The following is a 17,305-nucleotide window of genomic DNA, read 5'->3' on the forward strand; positions in this document are numbered from 1 at the left end:
TTCTCATGGTTAAAAGGGAGATTAACGTTCTTTCTGAATGGTTCGGGTGAGGGTCTGTTCTTCACGCTCCGGCATGCGGCCGCGTTCAGTATTTTCTGCCGCCCTGAGCATGTCTCGTTCAGCGTTTGCCAGATCTGCAATCACACGCGATGCCCGCGACAGTTCACCAGCGGTCTTGTCAGCACCTTCCAGCTCGCTTCTGACGCCTGCAGCGGCTTTTATTTCCTGTCCACCGGTATTTTCCTCACCTCTCACCCTGGCAATTACATCTGCATCCGGGGTGAGTGGTTCCGGTTTACGCGGGTTAATGTCTTCCGGTTTCAGTCTTATCACCTCTTCCTGCGGAATTTCCGGCAGCAACGACTCCGGCTGCCTGTTCCGTCCGGCGTCTTCATTGCGAATCTGGTCTGCCAGCATCTGTTCGCGCAGCTGCTGTACGTTCTGCTCGTCAGTCAGCGTGGAGACAATACCCGGTGACACATCCTGTTTTGTCCCGCCGCTCACCTTAAGCAGCCATGCTGAAGGTGGTTCATCGCCGGTCTGCCAGACCACGCCGTCCTTCGGGTGATGTCGTACTGCATCAAGCGCGGCCGCCAGGTCGCTGGCCACAATCGTGTTGCCTGACTGGCTTCGCTGCAGTACCGCACCACGGGCACGTTCTGTCATGACCATCCGGGTCTCCCCCTGTGTCATCCGCCCTTCCGGGCTGGCAACCAGGGAAACCAGAGCCAGGCCCGCACTCCGGCCGTTGTTGTCATACACCGGCAGCGCCAGCGCCGGTTCGGGAAAGCGCCGGGTGGCCGGGATGATTTTTGCCGTCAGTGACGCGTCCTGCATGCCCTGATGGCGCACCCAGGCGCGACCGATGGCCGTTTTATTCACCGGCTGTCCCATTGCCCAGATGGCTTTCGCCTGTTTACGCTGCGTTTCTGGCGCCAGCGCATCGTGCGCCGTTTTGATATCCCGCTCCGGCGTTTTTACCGCCTTAACCCAGTCAGCCTTCCCGTCGGTATAAATCTGGACGTGCTCTTTCACGCGCGAGGCCGAGATGTAGAAGGCGCGACGGGAGGCAAGTGCCTTACGCCCGCCTTCCGTGCCCTCAAGCGCAATGACATAATCACTGCTGGCTCCCTGAGCACCGTACCCGGTGACGGCCCAGCCGTAGTCAATATGCTGCTGCGCCCTGACCGCCTGAGGATTGATGGTGATGCGGCCGTTCTCCCCCTTCAGACGAATATTGCCCGTTTCGCTGACCGACTCGACCGTATAGCGCTGGCTGGCCATCTGTCCCTGCTCCTTGTCTGTCGCCGTGAACTTCAGCAGATCGCCGGCACGGACTTCCCTCTCGCTGCGGCGAAACAGCTGCACGTCGCCGGTGATGAGTTCCTTCGGTGAAACCAGACCAATCTTCCCTTCCTCATCACGTACCGTGACCGTACTGCCGTTGCGGTCAACGGCCAGCACGTCCTGGTAGCGATCGCCGCGTTTAACCACCATCCCGGCTTCCCAGGCATCGGTTTTATTGAACTCATGACGGGTGTGGGTGATTTTATCAAGCACCGGCACCGTAATGGCCTTCTCCCCCAGCTCTCCCCGTGCAGCCAGCACAGCATGAATGCCGGCATTTACCGCACGACGGTCGGCGTTCAGCTGGGTGATAATGAGGGTACGGGACCGTGCCTCCGGCGTCCGGTCCGTCCAGTCAGCCACGATGTCGTTAACAGGCGTCTCCGTTTCCTGAATGGCACTCTCCGGGAGCGCGGCTGAAGCGCTACGCGCAACGCGGTCAGCCGTCTGGGTTTCAATGCGCTGCAGGGCCGCATCGATCCGGTTATCAATGATGTCGTGAACGGCACCGCGCAGCTGCAGGTCTTTCTGACGAACGATTTGCTTCATGATGGCCACATCCATCGGGCTTCGCTCCTGCATCAGCTTAAACGGCGCGCCCACGTCGACCGCTTCAAACTGGTCGATATCCCCCATCGAGACTGCACGTCCACCGCCGCTGGCAATGGCCTGGAACAATGCCGCCGTATCCTGGTTGCCTGCCATTGATGACTCATCGATAAGAAACACCTGTCCTTTATAGTCAGGCTTCCCGCCTGCGGCCGTCGCTTGGTCATGCTCAACGACAAAGGATTTGATGGTCTGCGCCCGTACACCGACGTCGCTCATCTCTTTCACCGCCTGGTGCGTAGGAGCAAGCCCCGTCATCACCGGACGAACGTCCGCCGGTATGGTCTCCAGTGCAGATATCACCGCCTTCAGCTGCGTGGTTTTCCCCACGCCGGCATAGCCCTGAATCCCGATAAACTGGTCCGTGGTACCCAGCACCAGGGTGGTCGCCTTTTTCTGGCCATCGGTGAGTCCGTTCAGCACGGCCTCCGGTACCTGTTCCAGCAACGGCTGCTGCGTACCTTTCCCTTCCTCCACCACGCGCAGAATGGCTTTCTCCATCTCCCAGGTGGCACGGGAAACCAGTACCGGCTCTCCCCCTGCGGATACGGACAACAGCTCGCCATTTTTGATCATCGCGCCAATTTCATTCCCGATGGCCTCAAGGTCGGGATGATATTTCTGCGCTTCCGTCGCGAGCTTCAGCTCGCTGATCACCACGGTGCGCTGGTCGTTAATGGCACGCCAGACGGCAAGTCCCGCGTCCGTCCGGACGCTGTCATGCAGTGAACCCACCGCCTGACTGACGTCCTGGTGTCCGCTCAGGTTTCTGACCAGCTGCACGGGAGAGGCATTTGTCTTCATGCGCTGCAGCCGGGCTTCAGCCCGGTCCTGCACTTCGGCGGTGAACACTTCCGCACGGTGGCCACTCTGTGCCAGCGAGTTCATGGTCTGGGTCGATATGTCGCGGCTGTTCAGCGCGGCCAGCACCACGCCGGTGTCGTTATCCCGGCCGCCCGGCGCGGTCACGTAAGCATGTGACAGGTAGAGCGGCTGGTCTTGTGGCAGCGTCAGAGTGTCTTCCCCCCGTTTCACCTCAATCCCCTTTTCACTTATCCCGGTCACCTCAAGACGATCTTTGGCCTTCAGGCTGTGCTCGCGGTCGCCCGCCACGGACAGCAGTTTTTCGCCGGTGGCCACGCTGAGGGTTTCACGGCTGAAGAGACGCCAGTCAGCGCTGATATCCCCGATTTTCATCCGGGTCAGCACGCCGTCACCGTCGATGAGCGAGAGGACTCGCGTGTCCTCATGCACCCGGTCAATCACATAGGACTTACGCTCTTTTGCGTCCGTGCGATCTTCAAGCACCATGCCGGGACGGTACGAACCTGGCATGCGCCGCGTTTTGCTGTCGAGCCAGACCGGCTGCCGGGCCTCTATCTCCACGCCATCCCGGCCCAGCTGCCCTGCGTTCTGCAGCGCCTCACGTACCAGGCCCGTCAGCTGTGCCTGTTCACGCCGGCCGATCACGACGGCGGTGACGTTTTCAGTTCCTCCGCTCAGCTCTGCAAACCGGTTGACCAGCGCCTCGTAACGGTCGCGTTTGTCCGGAATACTGACCACTTCGGCCTCCAGTCCGGGTGCCGGCTCAGTGCGGCGGGAGCGGACAACCCCCGCGGACTCCAGTACGGACATGGCATTACCGTTCGCCTGCCGCCCGGCACTGTCGAGAAAGACCAGCTGTGCGTCCTGCGCGCGCGCTTCGCCCAGCAGAACCAGCGTCTCCTTTAATCCCAGACGCTCTGCTCCTTCGATAATCAGCGTGCTCTGGGGTTTAAGGTGAAAATCACCGCTCAGAACATGCTGACGGCTGATGATCCGTTCCCGCAAATCGTCGGATTTCGCCAGTGAAATGGCGCGCTCGGCAGAGCTGGCCAGCACCTGCACGTCACGACCGTTCGCGCCGGCAATACCGGCCAGCTGCGCGGTCAGGTCACGGATGCCCGCCACGCCTGACGGGGCATTCATCAGAACCAGGGCGTCTTTCTCCACCACTTCCAGCGCAGCCGGCGCGTACTGCGCCGGGCGGGTGAAACTGACGACTTTTGTGGATTTGAGATGCTCCTGACTCAGCGCCTGGATCGAGAGTTCATCGAGCAGGTGAATACGGGAGGTGAAGACCCCTTTCTCACTGTCCAGCGGCACAATCATGCCGTCCTTCAGCGCCGCATCGATGGCCACACGAATATCCTGAATCTCCGGCAGCCGTTCGCTCAGCTCAGCGGTGGTCATCATCAGCTCGCCAAAGGTGAAGCGCGTTTTACTGTCGCTGAGCTGCGAGATGGCCATACGGACAGCCTCAGTCAGTTCCGGGCGGGGTATTTCAGTGTCCAGCTGCGCTGCAGGAATGCTCCTGGTCGCCGGCGTCTTTTCGGGAACAGTCTGTGCCGGCTGACTCAGCGTGTCAGTCTGTTGTGGGACTGGCTGACGGGACAGGCTCTCCCGTTCTGTGAGTTGAGCAGGTGTGTCGACGCTCTTTTCTGCCGTGGACGACGTCTGCAGAGAAGCCTGTTCAGGCCCGGCAGGAACCGGCTTAGCCTGGTGTTCTCGCGAAGGCTGAGGCGCGGTCTCACGAAGACCTGCATCACGCGGCACCACGCTCTCCTGATACGCCTTCAGGTCAAATCCCTTCTCCTTCATCTGGCCCAGCCAGCGCTCCATCAGGCGCATCCGTGAAGGGTCAACTTTCGCCCTGCGGGTGTCTTTGGCGGCCACATCCCGGCTGCGCAGCGTGGCTTCAGCCCCCACGGCCCCCTGAATTTCCCGGCCCCGGGAGGAATATTCGTCCCTGACTTCTTCCGGAACGCCCTTGATCTCCCACATGCCATGCTTGCCCACTTCTTCCACTTCATGGCCGAGCGCTTCAACCCGCTCACGCAGCGCGCTGCGATAAATTTTCCCGAGCGTGACCTGATGCTTCATGACGGTTTCGATAAAGCCGGCGTTATGGATATAGTCCGTGGCCAGGGCTTTCCATTTGCCCGCATACTCCGTCATGTTGGCAATCAGGAGATGGGTGTGCAGCTGCGGGTCGAGATTGCGCGAGGTATCATGCGTATAGGCGGCCGCCACCATCCTGCCGGTGTGTACGATGGACGTAACGCCGTCTTTCGTGTCGCGGGCCGAGATGAGCTTCTCCACATAGCCGGCCGCCACGCGGACGGCATGGTTATGTGCCTCCACCATTTCTTTATCATTGCCAATGAGCGCCAGAATGGACACGCTCTTGGGAGCGGAAAAGGTCAGGTCATGGCCCGGGCGGTGGACGTGCTGTCCGTTAACCTCCTTGCCCAGCCGTGAGCCGTCCGGCAGACGGCCCTCGAGCACGGCCGTCAGGTCATCGCCTCGGACATTGCCCTCCAGACCCAGCTCTTTTGCACCTTCCCCCATCCAGAGGCTCTGCAGGCTGCCCAGAAAATAGTAGTTATCGGAATTGCTGTAGTAGCCTGCAGCCTCGCCGGCTGACGCTACTGGGGCGACTGACATCATAGGTCATGCTCTCTCTCGTAATAGTGATGGTCGTTTTCGTCGTAACCCGGATCGTCCGCGTGACGGTGAAGTAAGATGTTCTCTTCTTCCTGCGCCAGCTGCCGGTGGGTGCTGTGGGCTTCATCCGGGGTCTGCGGTGTCACTGACTTCCCAACAGTCGTCAGACTCAGGCCGCCGTCTGGCAGTGCTGTCACCTTCATATCCAGGTTCATTGATTCGCCCGCATTCTCGCTGGCCTGGCCTTCTTCTCCGCCTGAGGTGGCTCCGGTATTGAGCCGCCGTTTCAGCATCCCCAGCGCGCCGGCTGCAGCGGGCTCGGAGGAAGTATCCTGCTGGGTTCTGCTGCGGATTTTTTGCAATGCTGCAGGTATTTCCGGTTTAAGGGGCGCAGTCTCTTTTTGACGAGTTACTGAAGGAGGAGAAGATCGAAGTGAAACGACGTTGTCTTTTTTGTCTTCGGTGACAGGGTCTGTCACCGTGCTGTGATTTTCAGTTACTACTTCCGTCACCACTGGCGCGGTTCGCGATGTGACGGGCTCCCTGGCTGGTACTGGCTTCCGTTCAGGTGCAGCGCTGCGCGAAGGTCTCGGTTCTTCCATTCCGGTACGAGCCACTTTTTCGGTGGCCGGAGTTGCCGGCGAGCCGGATGCCCCTGCAGAAGAAACCGGAGCAGGATCGTCATTTGCAGATGATGTCTCGCTCCCCTTCTCCAGCACTTCATCGCCGGTCGGGAACGTCAGACCTGCGGCAGCCGCTGCGCGCTCATTCTCCTTAATAACCTTCTCCAGCTCCGGACTGAGCGCATCGCGGATATTGCGCTCGATCAGGCCAGCCTGCCGCTTCTTCGGCGCGCGATATTTCAGCTTCAGGCGAACGACCGGATACTCGCCCGGGAGGCGCACATAAAAGTTGAGGTTTGGCAGACGCATGATCTGCTCGTAGTCGACAATGGGGTTATTGACCTCGTCTTTACCGAGAGATACACCGTCACGCACCTGGTCCAGACCGTAGCTGTTCTGCTCGCGGATCTTTCGCTTACGCTGGTTGCCCAGCTCCTTTTCCACCACTTCGGCCATCTCCGCACTCGGTGAACGACCGTACATGCGGGTGTTCAACAGGTCGAAGATGCTTTTGGCCAGCTCGCGGCCGTAGACGTGAACCAGCTGCGCCATGTTCTGCATACCCAGCACGAAACAGCCGCCGAACTTACGCGCCTCGGCAAGCGTCTCGGCAAGCTCGGGAATGCGCTGCAGGCTGGGAGCTTCATCGATAATGAACCATACGCGGCGGTCGCTGTTCTCCCCCATGCTCTGCAGCATCAGCGTGGCCAGAGATACCCAAAGTGAGATCAGCGGGCGTACACTCTTGCGGTGACGAGCCTGGGTTGAAATAAACAGCCAGCTGCTGTCATAGCGTTCCTGCGTCATCCACTCCCGGATGGTGAACGGCGGCTTCGTTCCGTCATCCAGCCCCTGAAGAAACCGCAGCGCTTTGGCGTAGTTGGTTACCACTGAGCGAATGGAAATGGCCGTTTTCTCGATCTTCTCCTCAACCAGGTTGGCTGAGGGCGTGTTGGCCAGATAGTCACGCAGATTTTTCATGCTGAGGGACAGCAGGGTTTTGAGGAACTTCTCAATGCTGCGTTCCGGGTCCGTCGACATACGAATGGCCAGGTCGGCATAGATGGTTCGCGAGCTGGATACCCAGAACGGATCGGACTCTCCTTCAACCGGAATGAGGCTGGCGGCCAGGTTGTCATAATCGACCGCGTCGACACACTCACCCCACATCTGCCAGTTGGCACAGCGCTCGTCGTGGGCGTTAAGAATGATATCGGTAGACGGGTTATAGTGGGTTTCTGTGAAGGTACAGCCGGAGTCGTAGATGATGGCCCGGTCACCACGTTTGCGGATGTAGTCGAGTAGCCAGCGTATTAGCGTCGACTTCCCCACCCCGATAGTGCCATGCATCAGGAAATTGAGTACCTCCGCCATCCTGACCATATGCAGATCACCCACGCGCAAGTCAGAGAACTCACCGTTTTTACGCAGCAGCTTATTAACTTCAGCAGGCTTGTCAGTCAGCTGCATCCCGGAAATGTATTCGTCTTCACTTTCCTTACGACCGATATTGGCGATAAACCAGGTCACAGCGAGAAACACAACCATACTGAACAGCCCGCTGGCGCCAGCCGCCCACTGCAGCTCAGTCAGACACTGGTCACCCATAGCCTGCATGTACGGGTCCGCATAGATCTGCGGCAGGGTCATTTTGAGCACCATCATCGTCGCCGTTGGCGCATACCAGTAGTGGACGTCGTAAATTTTTGGCGTCCCCGTTGCCGGCATCTGATCGATAAAACTGCTGTTGATGCTGGCGAACCACCACAGGGAGCCGTTATCAAGGGCTTCCTGTGGAATTCGCCAGAGAAAAATGGCGGTAGTCAGCACGGCGAACAGGATGAAGATCCAGAATCCTATCCAGTTGTTCACCTGAATGAACATGCGCCAGCGGTAGGCGGTCATCTGCCCGCCCTGGGTGAGGTTTTTTCCTGCGAAGCTCATAGAGTGTTGTCCAGCCGTTATCGCATCACCTGCGTGGTGATGTTCGTTATCAGAGAAGAAGCGTTGAAAAGGTTGATGAAAAAATGTGGTACCGCGTGGGGGGGCAATCGTCAGGTTATTGCATCAGACTCAGTTCATACCTGGCCTGCTGACATCCGTCCTCCCAGTCCTGTTTATTAATGTATGCAGCCACAGAACGGACTGACCAAGCCACATCCTTATAAACCGGTGAATGCCACTCCCGGGGCTCCAGATCATAAAGGGTAAATTCATAGCCAGCCCAGAAAGCAACAATGGTCATTCCGTGCCCCTCAGGAAGTGAACCAAAGACATTCAGATAAGCCCTCGCTACCATCAGCTCACTTTCCAGATGGATAAGCGACCAGAATTCAGCTGAGTAATCTGCACGTTCATTTATCTGATGCATCATGATGGACGAACTCCTTTGAAATTAAGGACACAACGCTCGCCGCAGACAGGGCTGCGCCTGGCGCAGTCATGCGAGGAAGCGTAATTACTGGTAACTGACAGAAAGCACTGACGCACCCTGCTTGAAGTGAACTCGGTCTGGTGTCAGTTGGAAAGGAGAGGTAATAATTACCGCACTGAGATGTGGATATCTTTTCAGTGCGGTTTTAATGATAACGAGCTATTAGCTCACTATTGTTGCAGGCGGCTCAACCACCAACAGTAAACCCTTTCGCCTGCATGCAGTTGCGCCACGTTGAACCCGGCTTACCGTTATCAAGAGACGTGGACTCAACGTAAGGGAATCCCTTGATAAGATGGGTTTCCTGAGAAGAATCACCAACCCGAACAATGGTGGCTTCATCTTTCATGATTGACGTTAACTTCGTTGTACCCGCTTTATTTTTTGAAGCGGTGAGCACCTGATCAGAGCACTGGCGTGCAGCTGTCATTTCTGGTTCTTCCGGGGTAGATTTTGGGGAGGAACATCCTGTGAGTACAGCCACGACCAGTGATAAACACACAATTCCTGCTTTTTTCATGCTGATTCCTTATTTTGGTAAATGGGCGGTCTTTGACCGCCAATGCTGTTACATAATGCCGGCGATGGATTTGGCCAGCTGTGCTTCGAGAACAGGTTTTGCCTCTTCAAACTTGAGGTTCACCTTGTTTGCGTTGGATACCACGCGGGTCTGATATTTAGCACGGTTGCCCTGCTCCGTGCTGGTCTGCAGCTTAATGCCGGACGTTCCCTGCTTCAGGGCGGCAATATTGTCGGTCGTGACGGCCGCTTTGCTGCGCTCGGAGATTTGCAGATCGGTCACCATCGTGTAGTTGACGTCTTCAACCATTGCATCTGCAGCCATACCGATCAGCCCGGTGGCCAGACCGACACCCAGCGTTGCGCCAGCAGACGATGAGTTATACGCCGTAATACCCGCGCCCAGTGCCGCACCCATTGCCGCACCTTCATAGCCGGTCTTGAGGAAGCCCTGGGCATCGCGCAGATCCATTTTCTCGGCTTTCAGCACGTTTGCCTGAATCCAGTAGTAGGCCGTGTCCGGAGAGCTGGAGACGCGGTAGCCTTTCGCGGCCAGTTCATTTGTAATTTGTGCCTGCAGACCAGACATGTCCTTGTCAGATGTATTACGGATTTGCAAATAAACAGTCTTCTCTGATGATGGCTCCAGCCAGATGGTTTCACTCATCTGGGTTTTGACATCAAGATTACGTTTCTTCACCGCTGTGGACATGGCACCACAACCAGACAGAGCGAGAGTAGAAGCGATCAGACCTACAACGGCTAATTGTTTTAATTTCATGAATTCATCCTGTGCATAGAAAAACGTCCCCGTTAGCAAGATATAACTAACAGAGACATTATCGGCTGACTTGAAAGGGAATTTACGTTAAATAGATGGTTGACTTAGATTACTACAAAAATTAAGGGGGCCCTTGCCCCCTTACTCTCAGAATCCCCGGTTAGGGTCATACGTATTTGAGGGTTCGTTGAAGTTTGTTCCCCAACTGTTTCCGTGTATATCAAGGCCAGAGATGCCACCAACCATTGGCATTCCTGATGAAGGGTTTATAGCAATCCCTTGATTGATATCCGTATGACTCGGACCGAAATTGATATGTAGAACAGATGAGTTTGTGTCTAGCCCGGAATATTGGCTCGATGAAAACTCAGCCAATGCTATTCCCTTGCCAGACATACTTGTTTGATATCTAACGGCCTCTTCATCTGATAGTCTATACGCTTTACTCCCGCGTATTTCATAGATATTGCCTGTATCTTTATCCTTCAAGAGGTTTAACCCCTTCCTTCCTGCCCCAAATAACACGGCGGAAAGAACCATAACTGTGGACATCGACAGATATAGATATATTGAATTTTCCCAAAGGAAATAGAGGCATATTACTTGCGCTAGAATTGAAGTAAGCAAGCGAGGAAAGAGCGAGGCGATTGAAACACCACTGCCACTCTTATCCGCTTTTTTAAGAAGATAGAACAATGGTAAGGATATTAATGTACCTAACACGTACATCCCTGCCAATGCAATCCAATCCTCACTGTAATACCTGTTATGGTTAGGCATCGCATCATGAATGATTGGAATAGCAGCATATATACTAAATACTGGAATGTACGAAATTCTGCATAGATTAGCCTTTAGCATTTATCCTCCTAGCCGGCCCTTTTCCTCAATTCCAGCAATTGCTCTTCTAACTTCCTTTTTTCAGCACTATCTATAACTGGCGTTTGCTGGTCAATTTCGGCTTCTTTTCGTTGAATTTTGAAATTACCGGTTGCGTTTAAATTCTCTCCTTTCAGGATATCACTGGACGCCTGAACAGTGGATTGTTTTTTATCAATTTCCCCAGCAGATTCGTTGATTTTATGCTCATTTTCAGATCTTTGTTCCGCCACTCGGCGCTGTAACTCATTCTGAGGACCAAAACCCTGCGAGGAATGTTCATGCAACTTAGCCTGATTTTCTCTATATGACTCCTGCATAGTATCGCCACGTAATTTTTCACCGCCAACATTAATGCCTGAACGGCTATGAGTAACTTCACTCTCCTGGCCATGCATGCTTCCTTGCTCCCTGACGGCTCCTGAATGATGGAACTCCGAGTGCGATTCTGCAATGTGGCCGGTTCTTTCATCTGCAGTGGCGCGTCCACCGGCAACAACCATGCCTGCCGACGAGGTGATATTACCCGAGCTGCTTCTCTGTCCGGCTGCTTGTCCTTGATGAACAGTTGACTGCTCCATACCCGGCGAAACAGAATCGTCTGTTCTGGCAGAATAATTCCCACCCTGCTGGCCTACATATTCAGCGCCCTGAGTCGTTCCGTAAGTCTGGGCGCTGCCAACACCTCCCGATCTATGAGCACCGCCATCCTGAGAGCTGTAACTGACTCCAGCATCATGACCAGATGAACCTGATACCTGTTGACTGCCATGCGCTGGCTGAACGATATGCTCCCCACTGAATGCTGCATGCTCCTGACCGCTGGTAAGATCTGAACGCCCCTGCTGATAATCCCCCATGATTTCTGGTTTGAGCCGTTCATTTACGAACTCCATCGCCGCTTCGCGCGCCGACGGCGCACTTGTCAGCATGGACTGTGCCTTATCGCCGTATTTATTGGCCGCCCAGTCCACAAACTCCTGCGTATAGTTCGTATCGAGGCTTGCACTCTGGTTCTGAGCAACGGTGGCCATCCTGCTGAACTCGCTACTCTGTGTCGAACTGGTGGTGTACTGATGGTACTGGCTTTCAGCATCATTGAGCGTTGCAGCTAGCTGCTGAACATTGCTGCTTGCAGCATTCTCGGAATGATTCGCGCCATCGGTGATACGGCTGCTTTTAACCATATCCATACCCTGACGGAAGTCATTAACAGCCTGGCTGTTCTGATCATGTCGAGAATCTTGAGTTTGGGATCCCGAATCCTGAACGCCTCTTGAACTGCCCGTCGAATGTCGCAAATCGCCAGAAACACTTCCTTCAGCACCAAATTTAACAACCCCCAGATTAAATCCACCTCCGGCCGTCCCTTTAATGCCAGCAGACAGAGACCCCTGATTACTGATATCCATCAGTTTGTTATAGGCTTCCTGCGTCGAGATATTATTCGCTTTCGCATAACTTTCAGCGGCAGACAACATCATGCCAGCCCCCCGTGTTGCATTAGTGGCCTGGCTATTTTCACTGCCTTTAATCAGGCTGTCGCTGGTACCTGTCTGATTTGAAAGCTGAGAGAGCTGTGACCAGCCGCTGGTAACGCTGTGGTTGTAGCCATCGAGAGCAGTCTGCGCCTGAACCTGCGACTGACGGGCAGACTCCTGGAATCCACTGCTGGCCAGCTGGCTGAGCTTCATGTTCACCGGCAGATTCGACATTGCACCCGAGCCGTCGATAACCGTATGGCCACCTGCCGTCTGAGTCTGCGTGGAGCCATTATCTGCCTGCCACGTCTGCTGCCCCTGACGCTGCATCAGGTTAGTATCCATCTTGTTCTGGCTGACATTGTCCATCGACATGTTGTTAAACGACCAGTTACCGTCCGCTGTGGTTGCTGCCACACCTGCCGACGTGAAGGCACCCGAGCTGAGTACACTCCCTGCCACCTGAGAGCCCATCGCCGCCGCACCTTTGGTCAGATAGAACGACAGCACCGGAATGGAAAGGGACAGATACCCGGCAAGATTCGCCACGTCAGAATGCTGCAGTGCAACCACATCCTTGTTGGCCAGCACCAGGGGCGTGCCCCCGGACTGACTCTGCAGCCAGTAGTTGGCGGCATAGTTAAGAATGGCGAACATAACCGGCCACATCTGGAAGTAGATAAACCCGGAAACGTATATTTTCAGTGTGTTCAGACCAAAAAGCGTGTGGTTTGACGCAGCCAGCGCAATCATCAGCGGGAACAGGCACACCAGGATAAGCATCAGCAGGGACTGTGCAAACGGCAGCGTGCGGGTCGCCAGTTCGTTACCTGCAGCCCAGGCGAGACGCTGTTTGGTTGCCGCGTTCTCTGTGGCCAGATTAAGCAGGTTAGCCGTGTCGGATGAGCGAGCAGCAAAACCTTTAATCCCCTGCCGTACTGCACTGTTCGTGATGTTGTTCTTCATGATCTGCGCAGCCGTCATGCCACCGGCATAGAAGAATCCATAACTGTCACCCATTGAGTTGGCCAGAAGCGACGCGCCATTCAGCTTGTTGCCGAAGACCTTTCTCGTCAGCCACGTGAACGTCGCACTGCCAGGGTTAACGTCAGTATTGGCCAGCTTCTGGATCTCCGTTGCGGCCTGCTGGCAGGTCAGGAACTGGCGCGAGGTGGAGGTCATCTTAAAAATGCCCCGCAGTGGGCTTGGATTACTGGTTATCAGCGTCAGCGGGTCAGTGGAATTGAGCAGTTGATTGATGGTGTATTTACCGTTAAGGAGAATGTCGCCGATCACACAGTTTTCCACGTAATCCGGCAGCATCTGTGCCAGCTCCGGGTTTTGCGTGGTGAAGTCACTGGTTTCCGCCACAATCTGCGAGCCAAACAGCATCCCGGTTTTGCTGTAGGTCACCGAGTCGGGTCTGGCCATCAGCATGTCGTAAACAGACGCCATCTTATACCCGATACTGGTCGTCAGCGACGCGATGGCTGCCAGGCCAACCGGTACGTTATCAGTAACCCAGACTGCACCTGGATCGGACAGGTCAATGACCTGCACTGAGCGTTTCGGTACCAGCAGGATGGATGTCAGGATCATGAAGACCGCCAGCCACTGGACGAAAACCATCGGGTTACGTTGTTTGATGAAAGTGAGCAGTACGGCCAGCACCCCGAAGGTGCCGGCAATACGCATTAATGTGTGGAAAGTATTCTGACCGACAAGGGTGACTACGGCGTCCAGCGCCGTTTTCCACATTCCCCCGCCATAAATAGTGTATATCTCAAGCATCAGCGATCACCCCAGTGATAGTTGCTTTGATAGGAGCCTGAAACAATGGTGGATACCTGCTGCTGCAGGTACTGCATGTTGCGGTCGATACCGTCCAGCGCGTTCTGATCAGCGGCTGACTGCAGCTTCATGTCGGCGAGAAGTCCCTGCGCATGAATAATGTTGTCGCGTAGTTTTGCGGCAGCTTCTTCAGGGAAGTTCTTGCCAGCCAGAGACAGGCTTGCCTGTTTCACCAGCTCCTGGAGGTACTGAATCATCAGGTCCTGGGCAATGAAGTCGGAAACCTGCAGAAGGTACGTGGCGCTCATCCCCATACTCTGGGCGTTAGTCAGATACTTCAGCACCGGTACAGAGGTGGTGTTCACAAAGCCTTTTTCCTGATCGGTCAGCGCAGTATCGTCGACCAGCTTGTTCTGCATTGAGAGCATCAGGTTTTTAACCAGAGTGACCAGAGCGTTGGACTCAGAAATCGTCAGATTGGTGACAACAGGTCCCAGGCAGAGGTCGGATTCGTCACATCCGTAGACCTTCGCCGTTCCCCCGCGCATCAGAACCTTAATCAGGTCGCGGTTATCAACCAGCGGCGTCAGAATTGTCACATCGCCATTCTTGTTGAAAATGATGGAGCCGACGGTACTCATGACCAGCTCCTTCAGCGCGCGGTCATTGCCGAGAAGTCCATTCTTACTGAGGGTGTCCCAGATAAGGTTTTTGTTCTTCAGCACCTGATCCTTCTCAGCATCACCGGCTTTAGCCGTGACTTTGTCGCCCTGTCCTCCGACGGTACAGCCCTGACGGGAAGCCGCCCAGTCGGAGAACATGTTGGTTTCGCCGGCAATGTCCTGGCAGATTTTCTGCTGGGAGACCTGCGTCACTGGCCACAACCCGCCGATGATGCCCTGAGCAGCCTGGCATGAACTCATGTTCATAGAGTTAACATCACTGGCCAGCTTCTGCAGGAAGTCTTTAGCCTGCTTCAGCTCCGGTACCATCGTCTGCAGGGCCAGGTCGAAAGCATAGCCGGCGGCGTTGCTCATGATTTGCTTCACGAATCGCTGGATTTCCTCGCCGCTGATCATACTGAACGACCCGAGATAGGCATCGATACCGCCGCAGCCGGCGTTCAGGGAAGGCAGCTGCATCGAGATCAGCTGGACGTTTTTTACAGGGTTCCGGAGGTATACCGAGCCGCCGGAGAAGTATCCTGCCGCCTGCCCCTGCCAGGCCTGCGCCTGAGTCACGTTGCCGCTGTAGCCCAGATTATTGAAGAAACCGTTCAGATCGCCGTTGACGTCCGCCTGAGCAGGCAGAGCAGCCAGGCCTGAGAAGAACACGACTCCAGCCGTAATAAGCGCCTTAATCATGTGGCACCTCCACAGCTTGCATATTCTTGCCTGCCGGGCTGTCAGCACGGTTAATTTTGCGGCAAAGATATCTGGCCAGACAGAGCCAGCTGCAGACGAGTAAATTCAACGCAATGAGCGCGATAATCGCGGCCAAAACGCCCCACAACAGGTACTGCGGATAGTGGATGAGAAGCGAGAGCGTAAACTGTTCGGCGCGGTCAACGGACAGCTCACTGAGCGTTGTGATGGCGCATTTCACGTATACCCTTTCGACCACGGCGGTAAAAATTAAGGCATAACACAGTTTCAGGGTTAACAAGTCTGCCCATTTTCGGGCTTCCGTATCCGCACTACAGTCTTTCAGTATCGCGAAAGCCTGGTTTCGGATAAGCGTCTTCAGTCTGGTAAGCCTCATGCAATCTCCTCCCGGGGTTTCCTGGCCAGGGTCTGCCGGCAGACGTAAAGCCCGGTGACGGTGAAAAAGAATCCGATGCTCAGCGAGATGAGCAGGAGCACCGGAAAGTCCTGCAGACAGGTTGTCAGTTCAGGGCGGTCCATAACGCTGACCACCCGGTGGGCGAGCACCCCGTAGAATGCTGCGGACACAAGCAGCGTCACGCTGAATAACAGCCACACGCGCTCGGTACGCGATAACGCATACGTGTTTGTCGTCATTTTGTAGTCCGTTTGTATTACTGAGGGGTGACCTGCGCGCTTGCCGGCATTGGCGGCAGCATCTTCGGATCGACGTTATCCATGTCTGCCTGAATCAGGCTGGCCATCCGACTTTCAAGTGCGGGGATGTCCATCACGCCCTGGGTGAGTGGATAGGCTTTCAGGGTGTTGACGTTGACCATAAAGGCCGTCGGTGTCGCAATTGGCAAACCGTTTCCGAAGAAGGTGACAATCTCATCTGCGATGGGAGAGTTAGGGTCCGTCTTACGCGGGATCATCGGGGTCGGGTAAGATACGTCCCCGCCGCCGTCAAGGGTGTACGGGTACACCCTGATGGCATGCTCATCAGCCCAGCCCTTCAGCAGCGGGTCAAACTTAGCGCTGTACTGGCAGTGCGCCTGCATAAAGAGCACCACGGCATAATTTTTCATGTTAGCCCGACGTCCGTCCGGCAGCGCCATCAGGCTGGCTGGCGCGGGCACAGGAATGGTGGAAGCGGTGATGGCTGCAGCATCAGCGGAAGAAGCTGTTTTTGTCGCTTCAAGCGCCTTTAACTCCTCGCGCGCCCCGGCGTTCGCCAGCAGGGGCAGGCACATCAGCAGAGCCGTGAGTCCGGTTTTAATGTTCATGGTCGCCTTCCTTATGCGTATGCCCTCTTTCTTCACGGAACCAGCGATACACGGCATACACCACCATGCCAGCCGCACCGGCCCACATACCATTGCACAACCATAAGAGCCCTTGCTGCGTATGCTCCACGGACCAGGTCATCAGCTCGCTCAGTACGCGCGCCATCGTGCCCCAGAAAATCAGTCCTGCGAGAATAGCGGGTTTCATTCGTGTGTCTCCTTGTTTTGCCGTGCCAGAACCGAATGCGAGTCTGGTGAAATTTTCTTTCGGGCGGCAAGGTTCAGGCCTCGGAATACAAACCACACGCCAAAGCCAAACATCACCGCCATAATCCAGGTGTTGCGTAACGTTGCATCTGTCGCACGCGCCCAGGAATCGCTGTCCACCGGGCCACGCCGACACAACATTTCAGGCGGTGCTTTCGCTAAGGCTGGAGGCACAGGCTTTAATGACTCTCCGGGTTCAGGTGGCAAGAAGCGTCCTGCCATCACATTTTCATTAACACACCCCATGACCTTGCCGGCAGGCGCACCGTCAGTCAGGTCATAAAAGGTCGTCAGGAATTGCCGGGAAAGTGAGCCGTCTGATACAGCCAGCATCACAAACACATACAGCACCAGTGCCGGGCCAAAGACTAAGGAATACAGGGCCGCCCGCCCTGCATCACGGATGAGGGTGAAAAGTGTTTTTGTCATAAGAATCTC

13 protein-coding genes are annotated in these 17,305 nt (G+C 55.5%); all 13 read right to left on the bottom strand.

Annotation, left to right across the window (positions count from 1 at the left end; all coding sequences use genetic code 11):
* Window positions 1–21 precede the first annotated feature (21 nt).
* The 13 genes from traI to LA04_RS05275 all read right to left on the bottom strand — a co-directional run bounded on the left by traI (window position 22) and on the right by LA04_RS05275 (window position 17,296).
* On the bottom strand, window positions 22–5,445 hold the full coding sequence (gene traI, locus LA04_RS05215) for a conjugative transfer relaxase/helicase TraI (protein WP_047650725.1): 5,424 nt from the start codon (window positions 5,443–5,445) through the stop codon (window positions 22–24).
* Window positions 5,442–8,009: a type IV conjugative transfer system coupling protein TraD gene (traD, locus tag LA04_RS05220; protein ID WP_047650726.1), complete on the bottom strand. Its 2,568-nt coding sequence runs from the start codon at window positions 8,007–8,009 to the stop codon at window positions 5,442–5,444. Before traD ends, traI begins: the two co-directional genes overlap by 4 nt.
* 115 nt (window positions 8,010–8,124) lie before the next feature.
* On the bottom strand, window positions 8,125–8,439 hold the full coding sequence (locus tag LA04_RS05225; protein ID WP_047650727.1) for a hypothetical protein: 315 nt from the start codon (window positions 8,437–8,439) through the stop codon (window positions 8,125–8,127).
* 247 nt (window positions 8,440–8,686) lie between these two features.
* Window positions 8,687–9,019 carry a hypothetical protein gene (locus LA04_RS05230; protein WP_045325096.1) on the bottom strand — a complete coding sequence of 111 codons (333 nt, stop codon included), beginning with the start codon at window positions 9,017–9,019 and terminating at the stop codon, window positions 8,687–8,689.
* Window positions 9,020–9,067: 48 nt separating this feature from the next.
* Window positions 9,068–9,799: a conjugal transfer complement resistance protein TraT gene (gene traT, locus LA04_RS05235; protein WP_032641144.1), complete on the bottom strand. Its 732-nt coding sequence runs from the start codon at window positions 9,797–9,799 to the stop codon at window positions 9,068–9,070.
* A 147-nt stretch (window positions 9,800–9,946) separates the two neighbouring features.
* Entirely contained in the window at window positions 9,947–10,660 is a 714-nt protein-coding gene (locus LA04_RS05240) for a hypothetical protein (protein ID WP_047650728.1), read from the bottom strand.
* An 8-nt stretch (window positions 10,661–10,668) separates the two neighbouring features.
* Window positions 10,669–13,950 (bottom strand): conjugal transfer mating-pair stabilization protein TraG, encoded by a 3,282-nt coding sequence (gene traG / locus LA04_RS05245; RefSeq protein WP_047650729.1) that lies wholly within the window; start codon window positions 13,948–13,950, stop codon window positions 10,669–10,671.
* Window positions 13,950–15,314: a conjugal transfer pilus assembly protein TraH gene (gene traH, locus LA04_RS05250; protein WP_047650730.1), complete on the bottom strand. Its 1,365-nt coding sequence runs from the start codon at window positions 15,312–15,314 to the stop codon at window positions 13,950–13,952. The genes traG and traH overlap by 1 nt, the downstream gene beginning before the upstream one ends.
* Window positions 15,307–15,711: a hypothetical protein gene (locus LA04_RS05255; RefSeq protein WP_047650731.1), complete on the bottom strand. Its 405-nt coding sequence runs from the start codon at window positions 15,709–15,711 to the stop codon at window positions 15,307–15,309. The genes traH and LA04_RS05255 overlap by 8 nt, the downstream gene beginning before the upstream one ends.
* Window positions 15,708–15,971: a hypothetical protein gene (locus tag LA04_RS05260; protein WP_032641305.1), complete on the bottom strand. Its 264-nt coding sequence runs from the start codon at window positions 15,969–15,971 to the stop codon at window positions 15,708–15,710. The genes LA04_RS05255 and LA04_RS05260 overlap by 4 nt, the downstream gene beginning before the upstream one ends.
* Before the next feature lie 17 nt (window positions 15,972–15,988).
* Window positions 15,989–16,600, bottom strand: a complete 612-nt coding sequence (locus LA04_RS05265) for a type-F conjugative transfer system pilin assembly thiol-disulfide isomerase TrbB (protein WP_047650732.1) — start codon at window positions 16,598–16,600, stop codon at window positions 15,989–15,991.
* Window positions 16,590–16,808, bottom strand: a complete 219-nt coding sequence (locus LA04_RS05270) for a hypothetical protein (RefSeq protein WP_047650733.1) — start codon at window positions 16,806–16,808, stop codon at window positions 16,590–16,592. Before LA04_RS05270 ends, LA04_RS05265 begins: the two co-directional genes overlap by 11 nt.
* Window positions 16,805–17,296 (bottom strand): hypothetical protein, encoded by a 492-nt coding sequence (locus LA04_RS05275; protein ID WP_047650734.1) that lies wholly within the window; start codon window positions 17,294–17,296, stop codon window positions 16,805–16,807. Before LA04_RS05275 ends, LA04_RS05270 begins: the two co-directional genes overlap by 4 nt.
* Window positions 17,297–17,305 lie beyond the last annotated feature (9 nt).

Source organism: Enterobacter sp. UCD-UG_FMILLET (genome assembly GCF_000762975.1).
Taxonomy (GTDB): domain Bacteria; phylum Pseudomonadota; class Gammaproteobacteria; order Enterobacterales; family Enterobacteriaceae; genus Enterobacter; species Enterobacter dykesii.